19 protein-coding genes are annotated in these 25,023 nt (G+C 60.0%); 17 read left to right on the top strand and 2 right to left on the bottom strand.

All coding sequences use genetic code 11. From position 1 onward, the window contains the following. Positions 1–9 precede the first annotated feature (9 nt). From ACKPCU_RS04880 to ACKPCU_RS04925, 10 genes are all read left to right on the top strand, one after another. Positions 10–960, top strand: coding sequence for an AraC family transcriptional regulator ligand-binding domain-containing protein (locus tag ACKPCU_RS04880; RefSeq protein ID WP_321350322.1), 951 nt, complete (start codon positions 10–12; stop codon positions 958–960). A gap of 90 nt (positions 961–1,050) precedes the next feature. Continuing rightward, positions 1,051–1,248 carry a helix-turn-helix domain-containing protein gene (locus ACKPCU_RS04885; protein WP_407651813.1) on the top strand — a complete coding sequence of 66 codons (198 nt, stop codon included), beginning with the start codon at positions 1,051–1,053 and terminating at the stop codon, positions 1,246–1,248. Next, positions 1,245–4,103, top strand: coding sequence for an SNF2-related protein (locus ACKPCU_RS04890; RefSeq protein ID WP_321350324.1), 2,859 nt, complete (start codon positions 1,245–1,247; stop codon positions 4,101–4,103). Before ACKPCU_RS04885 ends, ACKPCU_RS04890 begins: the two co-directional genes overlap by 4 nt. After that, on the top strand, positions 4,100–5,350 hold the full coding sequence (locus tag ACKPCU_RS04895; RefSeq protein WP_321350326.1) for an RNA-binding domain-containing protein: 1,251 nt from the start codon (positions 4,100–4,102) through the stop codon (positions 5,348–5,350). Before ACKPCU_RS04890 ends, ACKPCU_RS04895 begins: the two co-directional genes overlap by 4 nt. A gap of 54 nt (positions 5,351–5,404) precedes the next feature. Next, the gene (locus ACKPCU_RS04900; RefSeq protein ID WP_321350328.1) at positions 5,405–7,342 is read left to right on the top strand and encodes a site-specific DNA-methyltransferase; all 1,938 of its coding nucleotides are present in this window, start codon (positions 5,405–5,407) and stop codon (positions 7,340–7,342) included. Positions 7,343–7,360: 18 nt separating this feature from the next. After that, positions 7,361–10,345: a restriction endonuclease gene (locus tag ACKPCU_RS04905; RefSeq protein ID WP_321350329.1), complete on the top strand. Its 2,985-nt coding sequence runs from the start codon at positions 7,361–7,363 to the stop codon at positions 10,343–10,345. 10 nt (positions 10,346–10,355) lie between these two features. Further along, positions 10,356–11,816, top strand: coding sequence for a DUF3375 domain-containing protein (locus tag ACKPCU_RS04910; RefSeq protein ID WP_321350331.1), 1,461 nt, complete (start codon positions 10,356–10,358; stop codon positions 11,814–11,816). Positions 11,817–11,824: 8 nt separating this feature from the next. Next, positions 11,825–12,676, top strand: a complete 852-nt coding sequence (locus tag ACKPCU_RS04915) for a DUF4194 domain-containing protein (protein WP_321350333.1) — start codon at positions 11,825–11,827, stop codon at positions 12,674–12,676. 2 nt (positions 12,677–12,678) lie between these two features. After that, entirely contained in the window at positions 12,679–16,050 is a 3,372-nt protein-coding gene (locus ACKPCU_RS04920; protein ID WP_321350335.1) for an ATP-binding protein, read from the top strand. Beyond that, positions 16,043–17,251 carry a Wadjet anti-phage system protein JetD domain-containing protein gene (locus tag ACKPCU_RS04925; protein WP_321350337.1) on the top strand — a complete coding sequence of 403 codons (1,209 nt, stop codon included), beginning with the start codon at positions 16,043–16,045 and terminating at the stop codon, positions 17,249–17,251. The genes ACKPCU_RS04920 and ACKPCU_RS04925 overlap by 8 nt, the downstream gene beginning before the upstream one ends. On the opposite strand, the gene ACKPCU_RS04930 is transcribed toward ACKPCU_RS04925, so the two are convergent. Then, complete coding sequence (locus tag ACKPCU_RS04930) at positions 17,243–17,914, bottom strand: gamma-glutamyl-gamma-aminobutyrate hydrolase family protein (RefSeq protein WP_321350339.1); 672 nt, start codon at positions 17,912–17,914, stop codon at positions 17,243–17,245. The two genes, ACKPCU_RS04925 and ACKPCU_RS04930, sit on opposite strands and share 9 nt — an antisense overlap. Further along, positions 17,911–18,918 carry an amidoligase family protein gene (locus tag ACKPCU_RS04935; protein WP_321350341.1) on the bottom strand — a complete coding sequence of 336 codons (1,008 nt, stop codon included), beginning with the start codon at positions 18,916–18,918 and terminating at the stop codon, positions 17,911–17,913. Before ACKPCU_RS04935 ends, ACKPCU_RS04930 begins: the two co-directional genes overlap by 4 nt. 105 nt (positions 18,919–19,023) lie before the next feature. Between ACKPCU_RS04935 and ACKPCU_RS04940 the strand changes: the two genes are divergently transcribed. The 7 genes from ACKPCU_RS04940 (at position 19,024) to ACKPCU_RS04970 (ending at position 25,013) form a co-directional block, all read left to right on the top strand. Continuing rightward, positions 19,024–19,218, top strand: a complete 195-nt coding sequence (locus ACKPCU_RS04940; RefSeq protein WP_088277286.1) for a hypothetical protein — start codon at positions 19,024–19,026, stop codon at positions 19,216–19,218. 1 nt (position 19,219) lies between these two features. Then, positions 19,220–19,897, top strand: a complete 678-nt coding sequence (locus ACKPCU_RS04945) for a TetR family transcriptional regulator (protein ID WP_104739382.1) — start codon at positions 19,220–19,222, stop codon at positions 19,895–19,897. Between the two features lie 244 nt (positions 19,898–20,141). After that, positions 20,142–21,809: a BCCT family transporter gene (locus tag ACKPCU_RS04950; RefSeq protein ID WP_104739383.1), complete on the top strand. Its 1,668-nt coding sequence runs from the start codon at positions 20,142–20,144 to the stop codon at positions 21,807–21,809. A gap of 173 nt (positions 21,810–21,982) precedes the next feature. Beyond that, complete coding sequence (locus ACKPCU_RS04955) at positions 21,983–22,621, top strand: TetR family transcriptional regulator C-terminal domain-containing protein (protein WP_211287180.1); 639 nt, start codon at positions 21,983–21,985, stop codon at positions 22,619–22,621. A 109-nt stretch (positions 22,622–22,730) separates the two neighbouring features. Continuing rightward, complete coding sequence (locus ACKPCU_RS04960; RefSeq protein ID WP_104739385.1) at positions 22,731–23,666, top strand: PDR/VanB family oxidoreductase; 936 nt, start codon at positions 22,731–22,733, stop codon at positions 23,664–23,666. A 25-nt stretch (positions 23,667–23,691) separates the two neighbouring features. Further along, a complete protein-coding gene (locus ACKPCU_RS04965) occupies positions 23,692–24,165 on the top strand; it encodes a RidA family protein (protein ID WP_104739386.1) in 474 nt (157 codons plus the stop codon). After that, a complete protein-coding gene (locus ACKPCU_RS04970) occupies positions 24,165–25,013 on the top strand; it encodes a creatininase family protein (RefSeq protein ID WP_321350348.1) in 849 nt (282 codons plus the stop codon). Before ACKPCU_RS04965 ends, ACKPCU_RS04970 begins: the two co-directional genes overlap by 1 nt. Positions 25,014–25,023: the final 10 nt, after the last annotated feature.

Here is a 25,023-nt window from a genome sequence, read left to right on the forward strand (position 1 = left end):
TTTCCCGACATGCGCGCAGAGGACAAAAACAGAGTTGAATCGGCCAAGGTGTCTATTCAGCGCTTCCATCACGGCCCGCTTGGCAAGGTGCTGCAACGCTTCTTGCACGAGCGTGGCGACCGCGAAGATTTCGATCTGGTGGCGCTGGAGCAGCTCTGGCACAGGGCTGCAGAGCACGATCCGGCAATTGGTCTGCATCTGTTCTCGTTGTTCACACCGCAGGACTGGCATGTGCTGGCCTGCCTCGGTCTCTATGCCGATACCCCGCAGCAGTCGCTGGATTGTTGGGTCCGTTACCAGTCGCTGGCTTCTTCCATGGATTCCGTCAGGCGGGTGCAGGACGACGGTATGACCGGTGTCAGTATTCGGGTTCACGCGGCTGCCGGGCTGGAGCGGTATCTGGTTGAGCACTACATGAACATGGCGGTAACCCAGATGAGTGCTGCGGCGCGAACAGTGCTGGTGCCTGCGCGGGTGTGTCTGCGTCACCGGAAACCGGACTATTACGAGGCCTACCGGCCGGTGCTGGGCGAGTGCGTGGAGTTTGCCGCTGCCGAGAATCAGTTGTGGTTTAACGATGCGGACATGCAGCGCGCCCATCCCGGTGCCAACCGGGCGATGTTTGAGCTGGTGTGTTGTGAACTGGACCGACGCCTGGCGCAGCAGCAACAATTTGGCGGTACGGCCGGGCAGGTGGCGGCGCAGGTCCGTCGTGGTCTGCTGGACGGGGTGCAGGTTTCGCTGGAGGATGTCGCATCCGCCTTGCACCTGACCACCCGGACGCTGCGCCGGCGCCTGCAGGATCAGGGCCTGAACTACCGCCACCTGCTGGATCTGGTACGCGCCGAACTCGATCAGTATCTGGCCCTGCAGGGGCTGACCCGGGCGCAGATTGCGGAACGTCTGGGCTATGGCGACACCGCCGCCTACCTGCATGCGCGCAAGCGCTGGCAGAAATGATGCCCGGCGCCACGGCAGACGGTTGCACGCGGCAATGCTCTGGCCGATACTCCATTACCTGCTAAATACTGTTAAAAACCAGAGCCCACAGTGAGCGACTCCAACCCCAGTCAAGTCATGACCCTAGACGAACTGGCGACCTATCTGAAGCTGCCCAAGTCCACCCTGTACAAACTGGTGCAGCAAGGCCGCGTGCCGGGGCAGAAGTTGGGCAAGCAATGGCGTTTTGGCCGCGCAGCAATTGACCGCTGGCTGGATGCTGAGCAGCAAGGCGGAGATCACAAGTGAGCGTTTTCACACCTTACCAAAGCGCCTACTTCGCCTACTGGCTGACTCAGACTGACCGGCTGGAAAATCAGGTATCTCGCACCATGGCCGCTGCGCGGGTTGACTTAAACCCGCACCAGATCGCGGCCGCCTGTTTCGCGCTCAAGTCGCCGCTGGCCAAGGGCGTGCTGTTGGCAGACGAAGTGGGGCTGGGGAAAACCATCGAGGCGAGTCTAGTCATTGCGCAAAAGTGGGCCGAATGCAAAAGACGTATTCTGCTGGTGACCCCGGCGTCGCTGCGCAAACAATGGAGCCAGGAGTTAGTCGACAAGTTTGAGCTGCCGTCCATCATCATCGACAGCAAGGTCGCGCGCGAGCAGCGCCAGCTGGGCCGCGTCAACCCCTTTGATCAGCCAGACCATATTGTCATTTGCTCCTACGAGTACGTGGCCGCGCAAAGAGATCGGGTAGGGCTGATTGATTGGCATCTGGTGGTGTTTGATGAAGCGCACAAGCTGCGCAACATTTATAACCCCAAAGGCAACAAACGCGCCAAGGACGTTGTGCGCGCCACTGCGCGCGCCGAATCGCGGGTGTTGCTGTCTGCCACGCCAATCCAGAACAACCTGATGGAGCTGTATGGTCTGGCCAGCGTGATCGACCCGCATTACTTTGGCGACGCCAAGTCTTTTCGCAGCCTGTACGTTAACCGGCAAAAAAGCGGCGACGCACTGGATGACCTCAAGCAGCGCATCGAGCCGCTGTGCCACCGCACCCTGCGCAAGCAGGTGCAGCAGGAAGGCGGCATCAACTTCACCAACCGCTACGCCATCACTCAGGACTTCACCCCGAATGAGGCCGAGTGGGAGCTCTACCAGAAAGTGTCCAACTACCTGCAGCGGCCCGATTTGCAGGCGATTTCCCAGCAGGCGCGGCATCTGGTGAGCATTGGCCTGCGCAAGATTCTGGCCTCCTCCAGCTTTGCCATCGCCGAGACGCTCAAGGGTATGGTTGAACGGCTGCGCGACCAGCAATTACTGACCGAAGATAGCCTTGGCGATTTGGAGGAAGCTGACGACTGGCTAGACCAGTTTGGACAGGTTGATGGCGACCCAGTGCCGCCGCCAGAGCAAGGCAGGCAGGCGCGTTTGGCCGAAGAGATCGCGCTGCTGAGTGAATACCAGCAGCTTGCTGCCAGCATCACCGATAATGCCAAGGGCGATGCTCTGCTAGTGGTGTTGCAGCGCGCGCTGCAGATGACCGAGAACCTGGGCGGGCAACGCAAGGCGGTGATTTTCACCGAGTCCTGTCGTACCCAGCAGTATCTGGACCGCCATCTGCAAGCCCACGGTTACGCTGGCCGTACCGTGTTGCTCAATGGCAGCAATAGCGACAGCAGTTCCAAACAGATTTACCAGGCCTGGCTGCGGCGCCATGCCGGTAGTGGCCGCATCAGCGGCTCACGCCCAGCCGATATGAAGGCCGCGCTGGTTGAGCATTTCAAGAGCGACCAGGCCGACATTTTGATCTCCACCGAGGCGGGTGGGGAGGGTATCAACCTGCAGTTCTGCTCAGTGCTGATCAACTACGACCTACCGTGGAACCCGCAAAAGGTCGAGCAGCGCATTGGCCGTGTGCACCGTTACGGGCAAAAGCACGATGTGGTGGTGGTCAACTTCGTTAACCGCAAGAACCCCGCCGATCAGCGAGTGTTCCAACTGCTGAACGACAAGCTCAAGCTGTTTGAAGGGGTGTTTGGCGCCTCCGACGAGATTCTCGGCGCTATTGCCGACGATATCGACATTGAACGGCGTATCTACGATATCTATCAGCACTGCCGTACCGACGCTGAGATTGAGGCCCATTTCGACCAGCTGCAAAGCGACATGGAGGCGATTCTCCAGGTGCGTGAGGAGCATGCTCGGCAAACCCTGTTAAGTCATTTTGACCGTGACGTCGTGGCCGCCCTGAAGAACACGCGCGACAGCAGCCAGGACTTCCTCTCCAGCCACGAGCAGGTGCTGCTGGACTTGGCCCGCGCCGAGCTGCCGGGGGCGCAGGTTGAGCGTAATCATTTTGTCTATCAGGGGCAGCGCTTTGACCTCAGTTGGCCGTTGGTGCAGGCTAACGATTCCGAGTTTTTTCGCCTGCAAACCACCGAACATTATCTGGCCTGGGAGCTGGTTAAGCGCGCCAAGGCGCGTTCGCTACCTGATGCTCATCTGGTGTTTGATTACGCAGACCTCCAGGCTGGGCAGTTTGCCGCGCTGCGCCCTCTGATTGGTCAGACTGGGCTCTTGCAGCTGGTGCAATTGACCTTCACCTTTGCCAATACCCAGCGTCGGCACCTGCTGGCGCTTGCCGTCTCTGACGACGGTGAGGTGCTCAGCCGCGAAAATGCCGAGCACTTGCTGTGCGTGCCTGCCCGCATAGACAGCGCCCCGGTGCAGTTGGATACCCGGGTATTTCAGCCGTTACTGGAAGAGGCCGTGGCCGAGCTGCAGGCGCTTACCGAGCAGCAACTGGCAACCTACTTTGAGCAGGAGACGACCAAGCTCGAACGTTGGGCCGAGGATCGTCGCCAAGCGCTGTCGCTACGCGTGCAAGAGCTGGATGAAGAGATCAGGGCCTACAAGAAACAGGCTCGGCAGCTCGCCTCCACCGCTGAGAAGGTGCAGGCCAAAAAGGGCCTGCGCAGTCTGGAGCGTCAGCGCGATGACGCCCTGACCGAATACCACGAAGCAAGAAAGCAGATTGAACAGCAGGAAGATGCCTTGCTTGACGAGATCAGCGGCAAGCTGGAACTCGACACCCAAACCACTACCCTGTTCAGCATCCGCTGGACATTGACCGACCACTCGCAGGTAAGCGCATGACCAAAACGGACTTGGCCAGAGAGCTGCTGTTTCATATCCGCCTGGGTGAAGACTCCAGCATCGAATTCAAACAGGTGGTGTGCGATGGCACGCGTATTATCGGCCCGCATAAGGACAAGATGGCGCTTGAGATTGCCGCCTTTGCCAACAGCCAGGGTGGGCGCATCGTGCTGGGCGTGGATGACAAAACCCGTGAGGTGCTGGGCATTGCTGACGAGCAAGTGGCCAGAGTGGAGGAGTGGGTGGTCACGCTCAGCCAGCAGGCCATCAACCCGCCGGTGCCCCTGCACACACGTTTGTTGCAATTGCCGGATCGGGCGGGCATGGCGAAAACGGTTATTTATGTTGAGATTCCCCGCAGCATCATGGTGCACGCCAGCAATGGGCGCTATTACCAACGCGTTGGTTCCACCAAGCAAGAGATGAAACCCGAGGTGCTGATGCGCCTGTTTCAACAGCGCAGTCAGTCGCGGCTGATCCGCTTTGATGAAACCCTGGTACCCGCGACCACGCTGGATGACCTCGACCGCAGCTTATTGCAGCGTTTTTTGCGCCCCGACACCCCAGAAGCTGACCAATTGCGCAAGCTGCACCTGAGCGCTAGCGAGCACGGCCAGCTTGGCCTGTCTATCAGCGGCGTATTGCTGCTGACGGCAAACCCGACCCAGTGGCTCGGTAATGCCTATGTGCAGTGCGTGTGCTACAGCGGCACCGAGCGCGATGCTCATGACCAGTTGGACGCCGCTGACTGCACCGGCCCGCTGGACCAGCAAATCAACGATGCCCTGGCCTTTGTGCGTAAAAACATGCGCCTGGCGGCCACAAAAACCATCGGCCGACAGGATCTGCCCCAATACGATCTGGGTGCGGTGTTTGAAGCCATTGTTAACGCCGTCGCGCACCGCGATTATTCCATGACCGGACGACGCATCCGCCTGCACATGTTTGCCGACCGTTTGGAGCTATACAGCCCCGGCGCTCTGCCCAATAGCCTGAGCCTGGATGGCCTGATGGAAAACACCGTCACCCGTAATGAAACCATCGTCAACTTACTCAGCCGCTACTACAACGCCCGCGAAGAAGCGGGGCGCCAGGCGCTGATTGAGCGCCGTGGTGAGGGCGTGCCCAAGATCATCAAAGCCAGCGAAGCGCTTAGTGGTAAACGACCAGAGTATCGGTTGGTCGATGATGACGAGCTACTGCTGACCATCTACGCCGCCAGCAAACCTGCGCAACCCGATACCTAATTTTTCCGGTTGGCCGGCTGCGGCCAGCGCGACTGTCAAGTGAGTAGCAACCGCATGTCAAAACAGGACGCATCTACTGCCATGAACGGCGCATCCATGAATATCAGCCAGCAGCGCAAACAAGAGCTCAAGCAGCTCTTCCCCGGCGTGTTTACCGAAACCCGCAATGACGCGGGCGAGCTGGTGGAGACCATAGACTTTGAACGGCTCAAGGCCGAGCTGGGCGAGTTTAGCGAGCTCTACGACAACCGCCGCGAGCGTTACGGCATGGATTGGCCCGGCAAGCGTGACAGCCTGCGGCTGATTCAGCAGCCCAGCTACGCAACGCTCAAGCCCTGCCGTGACGAGTCGGTGGACTTTGATACCACCGAGAACCTGTTTATCGAAGGCGACAACCTGGAAGTGCTCAAGCTGCTGCAAAAGAGCTATTACGGCCAGGTGAAGATGATCTACATCGACCCGCCCTACAACACCGGCAAGGAATTTATCTACCCGGATAACTTCAGCGAAAGCCTGGACACCTACCTGCAATACGCCGGGCTAAAAGACAGCGAAGGCCGTACCTTCTCGACCAATACCGCCAACGAAGGCCGCTTTCATACCAAGTGGCTGAATATGATGTTTCCGCGCTTGTATCTGGCGCGAAACCTGCTGCGCGAAGACGGGGTGATCTTTATCTCCATTGATGACAATGAGGTGGAGAACCTGCGTCGGATGTGCGATGAGATTTTTGGGGAAGAGAATTTTATTGCGACCATCATTTGGCACAAGATGGATAGCCCCAAAAACTCGGCTAAATATTTCAGCGAAGATCATGACTACGTTGTCCTATATGCCAAGAACGCTGATGTTTGGCGGCCAAACCTTCTACCCCGCTCCGAAAAAATGATTGAGCGCTACAAAAACCCGGATGGTGATCCTCGAGGCCCATGGCTGCTTGGTGATTTGGCCGCTCGGAACTACTACGCGAAGGGCCTTTACTCTATTCAAACCCCCGCAGGTAAAGTGATTCCGGGGCCGCCAGCCGGAAGCTATTGGCGTGTGAGTGAAGAAAAATTCTGGGAATTAGATAAGGACAATCGTATTTGGTGGGGCGAAAACAAAGACAACCGGCCAGGGGTTAAGAAGTTTCTGTCCGAAGTGCGTCAGGGTGTTATTCCACAAACATATTGGAGCTGGAGAGAAGTTGGTAGCACCCGCAATGCTAAGCAAGCACTTAGTAGCTTGGCTGGCGCCGAATCTGGTGACGACCTTTTTGTAACTCCCAAGCCTGTTGGTCTCATAAAGCGGATGCTGCAAATTGCAACGGACAAGAGCAGCAATGATGTAGTGCTTGATTTCTTTGCGGGCTCTGGAACGTTGTTTGAGGCCGTATTCGAACTCAACGCTGAAGACCAAGGGAATCGCAGAGCTTTGGGCGTTCAGTTGCCTGAAGTCGCAGCCCGCAAATCGACGGTCTCGGCTATGGCAATTGATCGCGTGGCGAAGTCTGCTCAGCGGATCAAGGACATTGCTTCGGAGGAGCTGAGCTTTTTGACTGATGGCCAAGCCGATCTCGGTTTCAAGGTCCTCAAGCTGGACCAAAGCAACTTCAAACCCTGGCAAGCCCCAAGCAAGGATGTATCGGATGCCGAGCTACTTCAGCAGTTGGAGCTGGCCGTCGATCATGTCGACCCCAATGCCAGCCAGGAAGACCTGCTTTATGAGCTGTTGCTAAAAGCCGGGGTCAAGCCGACCGAACGCATTGAACGCATCAGTCTGGCCGGTCAGGCGCTGTTCTCGGTGGCCGATGGCAGCCTGCTGGTGTACCTGGATACCCAAATTGACCAGGCGCTGATCGACGCGGTGCTAACCCTTGCACCCAGCCAGTTTATCTGCCTGGACAAGGCCTTCCATGGCAACGACCAGTTGAAAACCAATGCGGTTAAAACCTTTGCTCATTTCAATGACGGCAAGACCGGCATTGAGCGCATTGATTTCAAAACCGTGTAACTGGCAGGCCGAGCGCAGATGAAACTCAAGTTCAATCCCCAGCTGGATTACCAGCAGGACGCCATCGAGTCGACCCTGGCGGTGTTTGATGGTCTGTCACGCGACGGTGAGGCCTACCGTGAGAAGGGCATCGCCAATATCCTGGACCTCAACCCGCAAAAGCTGCTGAGCAACCTGCAGCAGGTGCAGGAGCGCCACTTTATCGAGAAGGCCGCCAGCCTGTTTGCCGACGATGATGCTTATCCCTTCCCCAATTTTTCAGTGGAGATGGAAACCGGAACCGGCAAGACCTACGTGTATTTGCGGACCATTTTCGAGCTGCATAAGCACCTGGGACTACGCAAGTTCGTGATTGTGGTGCCTTCGGTGGCGATTCGTGAGGGTGTGCTGTCCAGCCTGGTGATGATGAAAGAGCACTTTAAGGGGCTGTATAACAACACGCCCTTTAATCATTACCTGTATGACTCCAAGGATTTGTCACGGGTACGCCAGTTTGCCACCGCTAACACCCTGCAAATCATGATCATCAATATTCAGGCCTTTCAGCGTGATGCCGGTGATGTGGAAGATTACGCCACGCTGACGCCACAGGCGCTGAAGAAACTGTCGGTGATCCACCGTGAGCAGGACCGGATGTCCGGCGCCAAACCCATCGAATTTATTCAGGATGTGCGCCCGGTGCTGATCATCGACGAGCCGCAATCGGTGGATAACACTGCCAAGGCCCAGCGCGCCATCAATCACCTGAAACCCTTGTTTGCCCTGCGCTACTCCGCTACGCACAAGAATCCCTACAATCTGATTTACCAGTTGGGGCCGGTGAAGGCCTATGAGTTGAAGCTGGTCAAGCAGATTTCGGTGGCGTCTATCCAATCGCAGCAGAATATCAACTCGACCTATATCAAGTTGGTGAAGATCGGCTACGAGGGTAAAGCAAAAAAACCCTCAGCCACGGTGACTATTTTTGAAGACACCGCCAATGGCACCCGGGAGAAAAACGTCAAGCTCAAGCAGGGGCTGGACCTGTCTGACCATACCAACCGTGCAGGCTACCAGGGTTATGTGGTGGACGAGATCTATGCTGAGCCGGGCGCCGAGTACGTGCGCTTTGCCAACAATGTGATCCTTGAGCCCGAGCAAGAGCAGGGCGGTATTCAGGATGAGGTGCTCAAAGAGCAGATTCGTCAGACCGTGGAGGAGCACTTCAAGAAGGAGCGCAACCTGCTCAAGCGGGGTCTGCCGGTCAAGGTGCTGTCGCTGTTCTTTATCGACAAGGTGGCCAACTACCGCTACTACGATGACCAAGGCAACCGCCAGAACGGCAAGCTGGCGCAGTGGTTTGAGGAGGCCTACCAGGAGATTGCCGAGTGGCCGCAGTTCAGCCAGCTACCCAAGCGCCCGGTACAACAGGTACACAATGGTTACTTTGCCGAGGTGAAGAAAAAGGGCAAGGTGGTGGAGCTGAAAGATACCACCGGTGCCACCGCCAGCGATGCCGAGGTCTATGAGCTGATCATGCGCGACAAAGAGCGGTTGCTGGATGACGCCGAGCCTTTGCGGTTTTTGTTCAGCCATTCGGCGCTGAAAGAGGGCTGGGACAACCCCAACGTATTCCAGATTTGCACCTTGCGCGAGTTCGGCACCGAGCGTGAACGACGTCAGACCCTGGGCCGTGGTCTGCGCCTGGCTGTCGATGCCAATGGTGACCGGGTCTACGATCCACAGGTTAATCGCCTGACGGTGATCGCCAGTGAGTCCTTCGAGGAGTACGCAAAACAGCTGCAAAGCGAGATGGAAAAGGACATTGGCGGCGGCTTCAAGTTTGGCCGCGTACCGGCCATCGCCTTTGCTCCACTTGCGACCACAGCCCCCGACGCATTGGAACCCGAGCCGCTGGGGCAGGAAGGCTCGCGCCAGCTCTGGCAAGCTCTGAAAGCCGAAGGCTATCTGGATGCCAAGGGCGACATTACTGCGCGTTTTCAGCCAGACGATCTGCACTTTCAATTGCAGGTACCTGCCGCCTATCAGCCGCTTGAGCACCAGATTATCGACGTACTGCGCAGCTTTATGTTTGCCGGGCGCATCAAGGATGCGCGCAGCCGCACCAGCGTGACCTACAACAAGCGAGTGGAGCTGAACCCGGACTTTCAGGCGTTGTGGGCGAAAATCAGCCAGAAAACCCGCTATGCGATTGCCTTTGATACGCAAAAGCTGATCGAACTGGCTGGCCACAAACTGCAAACCATGCCGCCTGTTCAGCCGGTCAGTTTGGTGGTGGACCATACCCAGGCCAGTCTCACCCAGGCCGGCGTTGGCGCAGAGCGCAAGATTCAGACGCCCAAAGCACGTTATGTCACCACCCACAGCGAGTTGCCGGACTTGCTCGGTGCCTTGCAGGAGCAGACCGAACTGACCCGCGCGACCTTGTTGGCGATCATCAAGCGCGGTGGGCGTCTTGATGAATTCAGGAACAACCCACAGGGTTTTATTACCGAGGCGGCGCGCTATATCCACAAGGCACTGGACGAATTGCTGGTCAAGGATATTCGCTACATCAAGCTGCCCGGCGAGCATTACCGCATGGAGCAGTTCGATGAGCTGGAGCTGGAAACCTGGCTGGACCGGGCTTACCAGGTTCAACATGCCAAGGCCGGTGAGCACCCGCAAACACCCTATGACTATATTGAATACGACTCGCACATTGAGCACCTGACTGCACGTGCGCTGGATGGTGCCGAGAACATTCGCTTCTTCTGCAAGTTGCCGCGCTGGTTCACCATCCCGACCCCGGTGGGGCCCTACAACCCGGACTGGGCGGTGGTGCTGGAGGAGGACAGCAAGGTGTACCTGATTCGTGAGACCAAATCCACCCACGACGCCGACAAGCGCAGGTTGGAAGAGAACCTGAAAATTCACTGTGGCGAGGCGCATTTCAAGGCGCTGGGCGAGGTGGATTACCGCGTTGCGACCTCGGTAGCTGAAGTGGTTAGCCTGCCAGCATGAGAAAGGCACGGTGAGTTTTCACGAACTGCAGGCGCGCTTTCGCCGGCTGCACGGTGAGAGCGCTGCGTGGAAGCTGCTGCGGGCCGACAATGCGCCCTATGTATTGGCGTTTATCGCCGACCTGTTCAGCGAGGAAGGTGAGGTGTCCTTCAGCCGTGCGCGAGTGCGGCTGGATGCTGAGATAGAGCGCTTGCGTGAATTGGGGCAGTGGCAGACTGAAACGCCGGCCGGTACCTACCTGAATCAGTGGATTGCCGCCGGCTGGCTGCGCGAGCTGGATGATCAACTGAGCAAGACCGATGCCTGCGAAACGGCGCTGCGTTTTAGTCGTAGCCTGGATGAGCGCAGTACCGGCACCAGCGCATCGCACCTGCGTATTGTGCAGGAAGCCGTACGTGATCTGGCTGTGGCGATCAGCCCGAATGTAGATGAGCGCGTTACCTTGCTGGAGCAGCGTAAGGCGGAGTTGCAGCGCGAGATTGATGAGCTAAAGGCGGGTGTGGTGCGTGAGCTGAGCGAGCAACAGCAGCGCGAGCGTATTCGCGAGGTTTACCAGTTGGCCTCGGTGCTGACCGGGGACTTTCGCCGGGTCGAGGATGAAATTCGCCAGCTGGATAAAGACCTGCGCGTGCAGTTGATTGAGGGCGGCAATACCCGGGGTGAGGTGTTGTTGTCGGTGATGGAGCGCGAAGCGCTGCTGGCGGCGACTGACGCGGGCAGTGCCTTCGAGGGCTTCTTCCAGCTGCTCTGTGATCACAACCGCTATACCGAATTGAGTGAGCAGTTGCGCAGTATTCTGGCGCGCCCCATCGCCCAGCAACTGACCACCGCGCAGCAACAGTTTCTGGCGCAGTTGATGCGCGAACTGAGCCGTGAGAGCGAGCGTGTGTTTCAGGTACGACGGCGCACAGAGGAAGGGCTGCGCGCGTACATTGAAAGCGGCGCAGCGAGTGAGAACCGCGCGGTGGAGCAATTGCTGGCGCAATTGGAGAAGGCCGCTGTGGCCTTGCGGGATGGCGGTTGCAGCCTGCGCAGCGAGACTCGGCTCGATCTGCCGGTCGGAGCGCTGACGCTGTTCTCGCCAGACAGCCTGCGTTTGCGCAGCCCGGAAGAGAAACTCGATACGCGGGGTGTGCAAGCGCAGACCAATAGCCGTGAGCCAAGTGCACAGATACTCCAGAGTCTGGAGTCGGTGCGCGTGCGCGAGGTGGCAGAAAAGGTGTATCTGACGCTCTGTCAGCGCGGCCCGCAGACCATCGCTGGGCTGCTTGAGGTGTTGCCGGTTCAGGCCGGGCTGGAGGAGTTGGTGGCCTACGTGCGGGTGGCCAAGGCGGTCAACGCGGCCACACTGGAGCGCAGCGAACAGGTCATCATTGTTGAACGCAGCGGTGCGCAGCTGCGCGCCAATGTACCGGCGCTGCTGCTGAGCGCGGAGTTGTTCCCGGACAATCTGGATGAACTGGTTCTGTAGGAGCAGGTATGGCAGAGCATGACGGCGAGGGCGGCGCGGATAACAGCTTTTTCAGCATGGTCAGTGGTGTGCAGCCGCAGGGCCGGCGCGAGGTAGGGCAGCTAGACAGCGCCGAGAACGGGGAGGCAGAGTTAAGCGAGAGCGGAGCCGAGGACGCCAGCGACGGCGCCGAGATGCCCCATGAGGCGCGCCGGGTGCTGGTCTACCTGATGCGCCAGGGCGCTATTATCGCGGCGCAAAAGGGCAAGTTGTACGAGGCCTTGTGTCGCCATCAGGGCGTGATTCGCCGCCATCTGGCCGAAGTGTATCTGCGTCTTGTATTGGATGAGCGCGCGGGTCTGGGCTTTGTGGCTCGCTTTGATAGCGACGATGAGGCGAACGATGAGTCAGACAGCGAAAACGACAACGACAGCACCGAGTCTTTCGTTTCGCTGATCACCCGGCGCACCCTGTCACTGTACGACACCCTGTTGCTATTGGTACTGCGCCGCCATTATCAGGAGCGAGAGGCTGCCGGGGAGCAGAAGATTACCGTGGACATTGAGCGGCTGGAGTCCTATCTCACGCCCTTTTTGCCGCTGACCAATCACGCCAGCGCCGACCGCAGAAAGCTCAATGGCGCGGTGAAAAACATGAAAGACCGCAAACTGCTGGCGCCGCTGCGTGGAAGTGACGACCGCTTTGAAATCACCCCGCTGATTCGCTATGTGGTGGATGCCGCCTTCCTTGAAACCATGCTGGCCGAGTATCAGCGACTGGCCGCGGAGGGTGATATTGCGCTGCCGGCCTCAACGGTCAAGCCATCAAACACACCCGCCCCAAGTGCCAGCCAGGGTGACCTGCTGGGAGGCAATGATTGATGATGGATAACGCAACGAGCGCGGCGGAACTGTTTCAGCACGGGCAGATTCGGCTCAGCGAGCTGACGGTGTACAACTGGGGCTCCTTTGACGGGCTGCACAGCGCCAGTATTGACCCATTTGGCACGCTGATTACCGGGGACAATGGCACCGGTAAGTCCACCTTCGTCGATGGCCTGATGGCGCTGCTGTTGCCCGCGGGCAAGGCGACCTTCAACGTGGCGGCCGCCCAGGGCGACCGCGCTGACCGCACCTTGCTGTCTTATATGCGCGGTAGCTTCGGCGCGGCCCATGAAGGTGCTGGCACGCGAGTCAAAAGCAAACGGGACAAAGCAGTGGTAACCGGCCTGCGGGCGCTTTACCGCGCTGATGACGGTGCCGAACTTACCCTGGCGGCGCTGTTTTGGACCACACAGTCCAGCAACGCACTGAGTGATGTCAGCCGGGTGTACGTGGTGGCTAAGCGCAACTTGGCGCTCAAGGACATGCTGGATGCCTTTGGCGAGGGCAATGCCCGACAGCTCAAGCAGTGGCTGCGTGATGACCCGCGCATCACCTGTTGTGACGAGCACTTTGCCGAGTACCAGGAGCTCTACCGCAAGCTGCTGCACATGGATAACCGCAATGCCCCGGCGCTGCTGTCACGGGCGCTGGGTCTGAAAAAGATCGATGACCTGACCCGCCTGATCCGCGAGCTGGTGCTGGAACCCAGCGCTGTGCGTGAGGACGCGCGCGAGGTGGTCGACGAGTTTGCTGATCTGGTGGCCATTCATGATCGTCTGAGCGATGCCCGCGCTCAGGTTGAACATTTGCAGCGGTTGCCCGAACTCGCCGCCAGCATCCAGCGCGCGGAGCAGGCGCTGCAGCAGCTGTGGTTGGAGAAACATGACCTGCGTAGCTACTTTGCCGAGGCGCAGGCGCAGCTCTGGGCCGAGCGCATTGCGGTCGTTGAGGCAGAGTTGGCTGACGTGACACGGCAGCTTGAGGTGGCGCAGCGGGCCCTGGACGACGCCGCCCAGCAGGTCGAGCTGCGGCACGAGGCCTATCTGCAACACGGCGGTAATCAGGTCGAAGCGCTGCGCAAGGAGCTGGTGCATGCTGAAGCTCGCTTGAAGGATATTGCTCGCAAGGCGTCGCAGTATCAGCAGGACATGCGTGCGCTGGGTTTGCCGGAGGCTTTGCAGCAAAGCCGGTTTGTCGAAAACCAGCGCGAGGCTAACAGCGCCTTGCAGGCTATCGACCAAAGCCGCGAAGACAGCCAGAACCGCTTTGCCGAGGCCAGTGGCCAGTTGAGTCAGGCGCAGCAGCAATTACGCGAGACGGTTGAGCAGATCCGCGAGATCGAAGCGCGGCCCAATTCCAATATCGAGCCGGCCTACCAGCGCTTGCGCGATGAGCTGGTAGCGGCGCTGGAGTTGGACGCCGAACAGCTGGTGTTTATCGGCGAATTGATCGATGTGAAGAGTGAAGAAACGGCCTGGCAGGGCGCTATCGAGCGCGCCCTGGGTGGCCTGCGCACCACGCTGCTGGTGCCGGCGCAGGGCTATTCGATGGTTACCCGCTGGCTGAACGCGCGGCATACCGGCCTGCATGTGCGGGTACAGGTAGTACGCGCGGCGGGCTCAGCTGCGCCGCCGTTGCTCTGGGATGACGGCTTTCTGCGCAAGTTGGTCTGGCGTCAGCACCCCTACCGCGACTGGCTCAAGCAGCACCTGAGCCGGCATGACCTGCACTGTGTAGATAGCACCGAGGCGCTGGACGCCACGCCTTTTTCGACCACCCGCGAAGGTCTGGTGCAACGCGAGCACGGTCGTTTCGAGAAGAAGGACCAGGCGCGGGTGGATGACCGTCGGCGCTGGTGCCTTGGGTTTTCCAATACCGCGCGCCTGGCGCTGCTCAATGGCGAGCGAACCCGCCTGCAGAGCAGTGTTGGCAACCTGGAGCGCGAGGTGGCCATGGCGCGTACGTCGATGGACGAGGTGGCCGGCCGGCAGCGCCTGCTTGAGCGGGTGCTGGGTTATCACTGGGATGAACTGGATGCGCCCTACTGGGAAGGGCGTCAGAGCACACTGAAGACCGAGCTGCAGGCGCTGGAGTCGGCCGACGGCGACTTGGCCAAGGCATTGGTACGCTGGCAGCAGGCGAAGGACGAATATAGTGCTTGCGGGCAGCGGCTGGGTGACCTGCAACAAACCAAGGGCAAAGTGCAGGGCCGGTTGGAAAGTGCGCAAAAGTCCCACACGCAGGCCGCCGAACTGGCCGCCCAGGGTGTTAGCGACCAGGGGCGTGCCTTGCTGGCGCAGCGCGTTGGTGTTGTCACCCTGGAGGACGGTGAGCGCCAGGCTGCTGTAGATCGCGAGCTGGATCGGTTAATCGAGACCGAGCGTGGGCGCAAGGGCACCGCTGAGAATACCGCTAACGGCATCATGGGTGGCTTTCGCCTGAAAGATCAATGGACGCCCTTGGTAGCCGACTGGCCGACCGGCCTCGCCGGGCTGGGCGACTTTCTTACGCACCTCCAGGCGTTGCAGCGTGAAGGCCTTCCGGCGCTGGTGGAGCAGTTCCGTGAACGCCTGAATCGCCACGCCACCCAGTCGCTGGCGCGCATCCGCAACAAGCTGGACGCCGAGCGCGAGCAGATTCTGGAGCGTCTACAAACCATCAACGCAGTGTTGAGGCGTTCCGAGTTCAAGGTTGGCAGCCACCTGCGGCTGGGCTCGCGGCGCGAGCAGTATCCGCATGTGCAGGACTTTCAGCGCAAGCTCAATCGGGCGCTCAGCCAGATCAACAGCGATGAGCACGAGCTGCGCTTTCAGTCGCTGTCCGAGGTAGTCGCCATCCTCGACAAGGCTAGCTCCACCGGCACCGCCGGCACTCTGGAAAGCCTGCGCCTGCTAGATCCACGCTATCAGATGACCTTTTACGCCGAGGAGGTCGACAGCATCACCGAGGATGTGCGTGACGTGCTCAACTCCTCCAGCGGCAAGTCCGGGGGCGAGAAAGAATCTTTTGCCGGCATGGTGGTGGCGGCCAGTCTGGCTTATGTGCTGACGCCCGACGGCCATGATAAACCGGTGTACTGCACGGTGTTTCTCGACGAGGCCTTTTCCAACACCGCCGAGTCGGTCAGCCGGCGCGTTCTGCGGGTTTTCCGCGAGCTGCACATTCACGTCAATCTGATTACGCCCTACAAGAACCTTAACCTCGCCAGAGAGTCTGCCCGTTCACTGCTGATTGCCGAGCGCAACCCGGATAGCCACGAGAGCCACCTGTGCGAACTGACCTGGGAGGAGATTGACCAGCGCATGGCGCAGGCACGCGAAGCTCAGTTGCAGAACGAGGCAGTCACGCTGGGTGTGCAGTTCGATGGCTGAGCCGGGCTGGGGCCTGTTACCTGCACAGGCCTTGGCGCTTTTGCAGCGCCGTGAGTGGGACAACCGACGGCGTCTCAAGGCGCGACTGACAGGTGAGTTACCGTTTCCCGCCAAGATTCCTCTGAGGCCGCCAAAAGGCTCGGCGGCGCTGGGTGAGCTGGCGCATTTCAATGCTTTTGTGCAGGCGTGGCGTGACTTCGCCCCGTCGCACGCGGTGTGCTGGGGCAAGACGACCTATCGGCACTTGGGTAACCAGCCGGTACCCACCCATCTGGTTGCACAGGACCCGGCCATGCTAGCCCGTTTGCTTGGCCCGGCGGCTGAGCAGGCCTTACAAGGTTGGCAGCAGCGCATCAGCCGGTGCCTGTCGGTGGCATGGCTGCAGGACGGTACGCTGCAACGCTCGATGTTTGCGCTGCTGGTCAGTCAACTGGAGGAGCTGGAGCGCCTGAGCGATAACGATCTGGGGCTGCTGCTTGCGCTACTGCCTCAGCTACGCCCTAGCATGGGCGGGGGCGCTTATTTGCGTGCCCTGCCGCTGGTGCAGGTGGACACCAAGTTTGTCGAGCAGCATCAGCGCCTTATCGAACTGATGCTGGATGTGCTTCAGCAGGGCGCGATCAGCGACGCAGGCGGGCTGTTGCGCTGGCTCAATTGTCAGGCCAACCCACGCGGCTGGCTGTGGGTGCGTCCGCTGTGCGAGTCCAGTCGCGCGGCGCTGGGCGGCCTACCGCTGCTTCAGTTGTCGACCGACACCCTCCTGACAACGGCGCTGCCCGCCGGTCGCATTCTGGTGGTAGAGAACGTGCAGTCCGGCCTGGGCTTGCCGGTGCTGGATGATTGTATTGCGGTGTTCGGCGGCGGCAAGAATCTGAGTTGGCTACAGGCGAAATGGTTGGAGAGCAAACAGGTGGCCTACTGGGGCGATATCGACTCTGAAGGTCTGACCATGCTTGCTGACGCCAGAAGCAAACTTCCCAATATCAAGCCGCTGCTGATGGACTTGGATACGTTGTTGCGGCATCAGGCGCGTATGGTGCCGGAGCCTACCTCTATTATGGCTGAGCCAGCAGCTCTGACGGCTACCGAGGCTCAGCTCTTCCGGGATTTGCGTGCTGGCCGATTTGGCTTGGCGCGGCTGGAGCAGGAGCGGCTGGCGCCAGACTGGGTGTGTGCAGCGCTCGCTGCCTGGTCAGAGTGACTCTCGTGCTGCGGCTACCAGCGCCTGAAACAGGCGGCGTTGACGCGGCAGGAACAGTAGAAATTCCGGGTGCCATTGCACACCAATAACAAAGCGCCTCCCAGGTGCCTCCACGGCCTGCGGGATCTGGTCGAGATCTCTGGCGCTGATGACCAGACCGTCACCCACCCGATTGACCGCTTGGTTGTGCAGGCTGTTGATGCGTGCGCGCTGGCGGCCGAGCAGGCGCGCCAGGTGGCTGTCTGGCTCGACGCAGAGGGTTTTCAGCGGCAGTACGGTGCGGCGCTGGGAGGTCAGCTTGCGGCGTGATCTGAGGTCCTGAAACAGGTTGCCGCCGCAGCGTACGTTGAGTAGCTGTGCGCCGCGGCAGATGCCCAGCAGCGGCAGCTCCTGACTCAGCGCATGGTCGATGACCGCTGACTCGAGGCGGTCGCGGGCGCTGTCATAGCGTGGCTTGACCTCGGGCTCGGCGGCGTAGAGTACCGGGTCCACATCGTGTCCGCCGGTAATGACCACACCCTGATAGCGGTGGTTGCGTTCCTCATCGCCCGGCTTGAGTTGCAGCGGGATGCCGCCATAGTGGCGCACAGCGCTGGCGACCAGAAAGCGCGGTCCGGCGGCACCGTGGGTTGGCCCGGTGATGGCAATCACGGGCTTTGTCATGCGGTGTCCTTTGGCAGCCAGTCACGTGCCAGCTCCTTTGGCCAGCTTTCCAGCAGGCGCCCCAGGCCCTGTTGTTGCCACTTTTGGTAGGCCTTGCAGCAGCCTTGCAGGCGCTCATGATCGGCGGCCAGTTTCTCGACCTCGAGCCAGTCGTTCCAGGCCTCGGTCATGTCCCAGTCAGGCTCGTCGATGCGGCAGTCAGGCAGGCGGTAGTGAAAGGTCGGTCGAGCCTTGATCAGCGGGTCCTGGGTACAGGCGAGCACCCGTTCCTCGTCCAGGTGGCGAAACAGCGGTAGCATATCCAGCGCACGGTTACGGGTCGGGTTGTGCAGCAGGTAGTCATCTATCAGCTGCGCTTGGTCGGGCCAGTATCCGGGGTCGGTGACCAGCCTGACGTAGTCGGCGGGGAACGGGTCGACGTAGGTTGTGATACGGCGAGCGAGGTTGACCTCGGCACGCTGGTTCATCCAGTCGTAGAGGCACAGAAAGGCTTTCAGGTAAGCGCACAGGGTGCTGCTGTCGGCGTCTGGGATCTCCGGGTTGAACTGCATGCCGAAGGCGTTGGTCAGGCGGTCGCTGGTGCCCTTGGCACCGGCCTGGCGCAGCTGCCTGATCAGCTCGTTGATTTCGTCCAAGCGATCAAGTGGCAACGGTGGGCTCACCAGTTCGACCGGCACCAGCGATTCTGCCATCCAGATGAGAGCGTCCTCGGCCGACCCCATCAGCTCGGCCGAGCGCGGATCCTCCGGGCGGGGCGTGCGGCCGATCTTCTTGACCAGTTGAGAGTCCAGTTCGACAATCCAGTCACCGGCCGGATCCCCCGTCAGGCGTCGCTCGCAGCGTCCCGGTTGTTCGATCTGATAGCCACCGTGGGTGGCAACCAGTGCACTCAGTTGGTCCAGATCGATGCCGTTCATTTCCAGCTCGACACCGACTCGGCGTTGAGGGCCCTGCGCCGTCAGCTGACGGGGAGGCATCGCCAGCTTGCGGTTGCGTTCATCCATGGTGTGTTCCTTTTGCGCGGTTCAGCACTGTAACGCGGCGTTTGCGCTGAACTGGTGTAGTATCCTCGTCTTTGGTTCTCTTGTTCCCACTCACACAGGTATGACATGAGCAAGCTTTCCGAGTTTCGCGCCGCCGAACGTCAATTGGCTGCCCAATTGGCACAGTTGGAAAAAATGAAGCAGGATTCCGGGTTGCAGCAGGAGCTGGCCTTTAACGATGCCCTGCGGGCGCTCATGGATGAGTATGGACTGTCTAATCGTCAGGTGCTTGCGATCTTGAGGTCTGCACCGGGCAATTGAGGTGGTGGCCTCCGCAGAGCTGAAGAAAAACGCCGACCCGCCAGGTAAGCGTGCGTTGCTGGAGGCTGCCGAGCGCCTCGCCGCCAGCAGCCGCTGCGTCACCAGCCTGGGGCTGCGTGAGCTGGCGCGCGAGGCGGGTCTCAACCCCAACACCTTCTACCGTCACTTCCGCGATATGGAAGACCTCGGCCTGCAGTTGCTGAGGCAGTCCAAGCGCGAGTTGCGCATGGCGTTGCGGGCATTGCGTCGGCAGGCGGCGGCCGAGGTTGAGCAAGGCGTTGGCGAGCCCGGCGTAAGCAAAGGACGAGCAGTCTGCCGGCAGACACTGCGGCTGTATTTCGACTATGTGCATGAGCACCGCAATCGGGTGCTGATTGCCCTGCGCGAGCTGCATGGCCCTTCGGCCCTGCTGCGTGAGGAGCTGCAGCGGCAGATGGACGAGTTTGCCGACGATATGGCCGAGGATATCCGCGAGCTGCAGCTGATTCCCGAGCGGGTTAGCGCCGCACAGGTGCGGCGGGTTGCCGGTATGGTTAACCGCAATATGTTGTTTCAGTCGCTTGACTATCTGGGCGAGCCTGCGCGGCGCAGCGACATTCTGGCGCTGGCAGAAGAGCAGGTGATGATGCTGTTTCGCGGGGCTGTTTCCCTGCTTGATCAGGGCGAGTTGCGGCCCTGACTCTGTCTCTCATTGTTCCTCCGATTTCACTAATGCGGGTCAAATCGCTATCATTGGTTTGTTTTTCTTCGGAAAACGCTTCGCATTGACTCGGCCGCCAGGGCGGAATGGATGTTATTGCTGCGCACGCTGTGTGCACCTCGTTGCCCTTCTGGGCTGTCAATTGTTGCCGCTGTGCTGCTGATGCAGTGCGGCTGGTACGTCCTCGGGCATTTGCCCGCACTGAAGCATCGGAGCATATTAGATGGCAAAAGAACCATTGAGTGAGCAGGACCCCGCGGCTGATCCGATCGGCCATGACGGCATCCCGGCACCGACCGGCGACGCCAACCTGATCGATACTGATTACGTTATCGGGCAGGACAACATTTCCGGCAGTTTTGTTTTTAGCCTAGATATCCACGGCAAGGTGTTCACCATTTCGGCACTGGCGGTTGTGCTGTTCGTGGTGCTGACCCTCGCGCTACAGGCTGAAGTTGCACCGCTTTTTGCTGCGTTGCGTGACTGGCTGACTAGTAACCTGGCATGGTTTTTCCTTGGTGCCGCGAATATTTTTGTGATCCTGTGCCTGGGCTTGATTGTTTCGCCTCTGGGCAAGGTGCGTATCGGCGGAATGGATGCCAAGCCGGACTATGGCTACCTCGGCTGGTTCTCCATGCTGTTCGCAGCGGGGATGGGTATTGGTCTGATGTTCTATGGCGTATCCGAGCCGATGTCGCACTTCTCCTCGTCGCTTGGTGGCGTGACGGTTGGCGACGACGGCTTGCGTACCGACTGGGCACCGCTCGGCGCTGCTGCCGGCGATGCCGAAGCCGCTGCTCGTCTGGGCATGGCGGCGACGATCTTCCACTGGGGCCTGCACCCTTGGGCTATCTATGCTGTCGTAGCACTGGCACTGGCGTTGTTCTCCTTCAACAAGGGGCTGCCGCTGACCATTCGCTCGATTTTCTACCCGATTCTCGGTGAGCGGGTCTGGGGCTGGCCGGGGCATGTGATCGATACCCTGGCGGTATTCGCCACGCTGTTCGGTTTGGCGACGTCATTGGGCTTCGGCGCCGAGCAGGCGACTGCCGGTTTGCATTACCTGTTTGATATCGGCACCGGCAATGTCACCAAGGTGTTGCTGATCACCGGGATCACCGGTCTGGCGCTGCTCTCGGTGGTTGCTGGCCTGGACAAGGGGGTCAAGCGACTGTCCGAGATCAACATGGTGCTCGCCATTGTTCTGCTGCTGTTCGTTATCATTGTCGGGCCGACCCTGGCGATTACGACGGGCTTCTTTGACAACCTGCTGGCCTATGTCACCAATCTGCCGGCGCTCTCAAACCCGGTAGGCCGTGAAGACGCCAACTTTACTCAGGGCTGGACTGCCTTCTACTGGGCGTGGTGGATCAGCTGGTCGCCCTTTGTCGGCATGTTTATCGCTCGGGTCAGCCGCGGTCGCACCGTGCGTGAGTTCCTGATTGCCGTACTGCTGGTGCCGTCACTGGTATCGGTACTTTGGATGACTGCCTTTGGCGGCACTGCCATTGGCCAGTTTGTCACCGACGGTTTCACCGGTGTGCAGGATGCGGCGCTGGAGCTCAAGCTGTTCGTCATGCTCGGTGAGCTGCCGTTGACCGCGATTACTTCGTTTGTCGGTATCGTGCTGGTGATCGTGTTCTTCGTAACCTCCTCCGACTCCGGCTCACTGGTGATCGACACCATCACCGCCGGTGGTAAGGTCAACGCGCCCGTGCCGCAGCGGGTGTTCTGGGTGATCGGTGAAGGGGTGGTTGCGATTGCGCTGTTGTTGGGCGGCGGTCTGGCGGCATTGCAGGCGATGGCCGTTTCAACCGGGTTGCCGTTTACCATCGTGCTGCTGGTTGGCTGTATCGCCATCATCAAGGGATTGATGAGCGAGCCTCGCTAGATACGGCTGCTTAGTAAAAGGGTCGCACCGCTTCGGCGTGCGGCCCTTTTTTGTTTCCGGTTATGCTCCGGTTGCTGGCAGGGTAGGATAGGCGCCTGCCTGCGTCCTTGAGGGCTCTAGCTGGCCTGACAATGGTGCAAAGGGTATCGGTAATTCACTTAAATGGTGCAACTGTGGCAAAAGTAGACATGCGGACGGAGCGCTCCAAGCAGAGCCGGCAGGAAATCATGCGCAAGATTCTGGATGCGGCCATTGCCGAGTTCAGCCAGCACGGTTTCCAGGGGGCGTCGACCCAGGCGATCGCCGAACGGGCGCAGCTCAAAAAGTCGCAGCTGCACTATTACATCGAAGACAAGGAAGCGCTTTACGCGCAGGTGCTGGGCATGGTGCTTGACAGCTGGCGCAGTTTCTTCGTCTTCGACAGCGACGCCAAGCAGTCACCGCGCGAGGCGCTGAGCGAGTTCGTCCGGGTCAAGCTGGACTACGCGCTGGAGAATCCGGAGCTGTCGCGCATCTTTACCATGGAGGTGCTCAGTGGCGGGGCGCGGCTGGAGAACTACTGGCCGGGCGCAATGGAGGCGACCCATGCCAAGGTCGCCAAGATCAACAGTTGGGTAGCCGAGGGGGCGTTACGTCCGCTCGACGGTCGGCTGTTGATAATGCATATCTGGGCGCTGACGCAGTATTACTCTGACTACACCCTGCAGGCCGAAATGCTGCTGGAGTCGCCGTTGACGGCACCCGATGTGCGACAAAAAATCGAGCAGGAATTGATCCAGTTTGTCCTCTCTGGCGCCGGTCTGCGCGCCTGATTATCTCCGTTCACGCACCCTGATCTGCTGCTGAATTGGTGCCACAGCGTTCTGCTGGCATGTGTTATGCATTTAGTTTGACCAAGTGTACAGTCTATTTGGTCAATATATGTTTTCAGCCGAATTCAACCCGCTGCGCATTGCCGCCTCCGACATGCTTACGCCGGATGTCATGCGTCTGCGCCTGCAGCATCCACAAGGTGACCAGCTGCCGCCGTTCGAGGCGGGAGCCCACGTCCAGATTCAAATCAACGAGCAGTATTGCCGAGCCTACTCGCTGTGCAGCAACCCGGGTGATTTGAGCCACTACGACATTGCGGTCAAGCGCGAGATGCTGGGTCGCGGTGGTTCGCAGGCATTGCATGCGCTGGCTCGCCCCGGGGGCGAACTGGCTGTCAGCGCGCCGTGCAATCTGTTTGCGCTGGCGCCGCAGGCCGAGCATCACCTGCTGGTGGGAGGGGGCGTTGGCCTGACTCCGCTGATGGCGATGGCATACCGGCTCGCAGGGCAGGGGCTGCCGTTCAGCTTTGTGGTTGCTGTTGCCAGCTCAGGCGGCTCGCCCTTTGCTGCGCAGCTGGCGGGTTCCGGCTGGCCTGTTGAGCTGGTGCACAACCCGCGTGAAACGCTGGACATTTCTCGCACGCTTGCTGCGCTACCCGCCAACACTCACGTCTACTGTTGCGGCCCGCAAGGGCTGATGGAGCGGGTGCGCACGCAGTGTGCCGGTTTGCCCGCTGACCAGTGGCATGAAGAAGCCTTTGCGGGCAGCGAGACCACTGTGCGATCGGGCTTTCAGCTGCACCTGAGCAATAGCGGAGTAGACATCGAAGTGCCAGCCGGCAGTTCCATGCTAGCGGCCCTGCGCCAGGCCGGTGTTGCCCCTGAAACCAACTGTGAGCAGGGCATCTGCGGCAGCTGTGTGGTGGCCTGGTGCGACGGTGAGCCGGTACACGGCGACCAGTGCCTGGATGATGAGGATCGCAGTGAATACATCGCGATCTGCTGCGGCAGTTGTCGCTCACCGCGCCTGACGCTGGCGCTTTAAACCTTTGCTGCTTCAGGAGTGAATGATGAGTAACGATGTAACCAATGGCGCGCCGCTGGCGCGATACGCCGCCGCTAAGCGGGTGGGCGACTTCGTCTTTCTGTCAGGTGTGATTGCGGTAGACCCTGCCCGCCGACTGATTGTGCGCGGCTTCGAAGACATTCCGAACGATATTGCCGATAGCCTCGGCCGGACTGGCGAGTTCTCCAGTGATATCAAGCAGGGGCCGATCCTAGCGCAGAGCTGGTATGTGCTGGATGCCATCCGCCAAATCATTGAGCGCGAGGGTGGCCAGATGAGCGACGTGTTCAAGCTGGTTCAGTACTTCCGCAACCTGGACCATTTTCCGGCGTACAGCAGCGTGCGCCGGCGTTTCTTTCCCGGTGAGCCGCCGGTCTCTACGGTCGTCGAGGTCAGCGCGATGCTGCCGACCGACGACGTCCTGATCGAAGTGGAAGCCACCGCCTACCTGCCGCTGGGCGGCACCAAGGAGTCATGATGCTGCACGGATATACCCCCGCTGAACGCTTTCTGCCGTACCTGAGCTGGACCGATATCGACGCGCTGTCGGATAAGGCCAATACCGTCATTGTGTTGCCGGTTGGTGCTATCGAGCAGCATGGTCCGCATATGCCCTGCGCGGTGGATTCGATTGTCGCTGCCGGTGTTGTAGGCAAGGCGTTGGAACGTTTGCCTGCCGAGATTCCTGCCTTCGCGCTGCCTGCCATTACCTACGGCAAGTCCGACGAGCATCTGCATTTTCCCGGCACCATGACGCTGACCGGTGAGCTGTTGCTGCACACCATTCAGGAAATCGGTGAGTCGGTTTACCGCGCCGGGTTTCGCAAGCTGATCATGGTTAACGCCCACGGTGGTCAGCCTCAGCCGCTGGAGATGGCGGCCCGTGAGCTGCGCTTGCGTCACGGCGATTTCATGGTGATCCCGCGCTCCGCCTGGAGTGTGACATTCGATAGCAGCTTCATGCCCGAGCAGGAGCGCCAGTTGGGCATGCATGCCGGTCACGGTGAGACCGCATTGCTCATGCAGCTGGCGCCCGAGACCCTGCGGATGGAGCGTGCTGAAGCGAATTACCCGCCGCCATTTCCTTGCCCGACGTTGTCCAGTAGCCGCCCCGCAGCAGCCTGGACCGCACGCGATTTCGGGCCATCAGGCGTTATAGGTGATCCCACCGGGGCGACGCCGGAGCAGGGCGCGCAGCTGCTGGAGCAATTGAGCAGCCAATGGGCACAGGCGATCACCGAGGTTCATCAGGCGCGCTGGGTTGAGCGCGAGGTAAGCACCTGGGGCCGCAGTCAGTACAGCGGCCACATCGAGTCACGTAACTGAGTTTAGTCAG

Origin of the sequence: Halopseudomonas oceani (assembly GCF_963677335.1) — a bacterium.
GTDB lineage: Bacteria > Pseudomonadota > Gammaproteobacteria > Pseudomonadales > Pseudomonadaceae > Halopseudomonas > Halopseudomonas oceani.

Bases quoted from the DNA above. Each gene is read 5' to 3' on its own strand.
- ACKPCU_RS04880 (WP_321350322.1), top strand. From the start codon at position 10: ATGCGCGCAGAGGACAAAAACAGAGTTGAATCGGCCAAGGTGTCTATT.
- ACKPCU_RS04960 (WP_104739385.1), top strand. From the start codon at position 22,731: ATGTTTTCAGCCGAATTCAACCCGCTGCGCATTGCCGCCTCCGACATG.
- ACKPCU_RS04930 (WP_321350339.1), bottom strand. From the start codon at position 17,914: ATGACAAAGCCCGTGATTGCCATCACCGGGCCAACCCACGGTGCCGCC.
- ACKPCU_RS04970 (WP_321350348.1), top strand. From the start codon at position 24,165: ATGCTGCACGGATATACCCCCGCTGAACGCTTTCTGCCGTACCTGAGC.
- ACKPCU_RS04915 (WP_321350333.1), top strand. From the start codon at position 11,825: ATGGCAGAGCATGACGGCGAGGGCGGCGCGGATAACAGCTTTTTCAGC.
- ACKPCU_RS04925 (WP_321350337.1), top strand. From the start codon at position 16,043: ATGGCTGAGCCGGGCTGGGGCCTGTTACCTGCACAGGCCTTGGCGCTT.
- ACKPCU_RS04950 (WP_104739383.1), top strand. From the start codon at position 20,142: ATGGCAAAAGAACCATTGAGTGAGCAGGACCCCGCGGCTGATCCGATC.
- ACKPCU_RS04920 (WP_321350335.1), top strand. From the start codon at position 12,679: ATGGATAACGCAACGAGCGCGGCGGAACTGTTTCAGCACGGGCAGATT.
- ACKPCU_RS04895 (WP_321350326.1), top strand. From the start codon at position 4,100: ATGACCAAAACGGACTTGGCCAGAGAGCTGCTGTTTCATATCCGCCTG.
- ACKPCU_RS04905 (WP_321350329.1), top strand. From the start codon at position 7,361: ATGAAACTCAAGTTCAATCCCCAGCTGGATTACCAGCAGGACGCCATC.
- ACKPCU_RS04900 (WP_321350328.1), top strand. From the start codon at position 5,405: ATGTCAAAACAGGACGCATCTACTGCCATGAACGGCGCATCCATGAAT.
- ACKPCU_RS04940 (WP_088277286.1), top strand. From the start codon at position 19,024: ATGAGCAAGCTTTCCGAGTTTCGCGCCGCCGAACGTCAATTGGCTGCC.
- ACKPCU_RS04935 (WP_321350341.1), bottom strand. From the start codon at position 18,918: ATGGATGAACGCAACCGCAAGCTGGCGATGCCTCCCCGTCAGCTGACG.
- ACKPCU_RS04965 (WP_104739386.1), top strand. From the start codon at position 23,692: ATGAGTAACGATGTAACCAATGGCGCGCCGCTGGCGCGATACGCCGCC.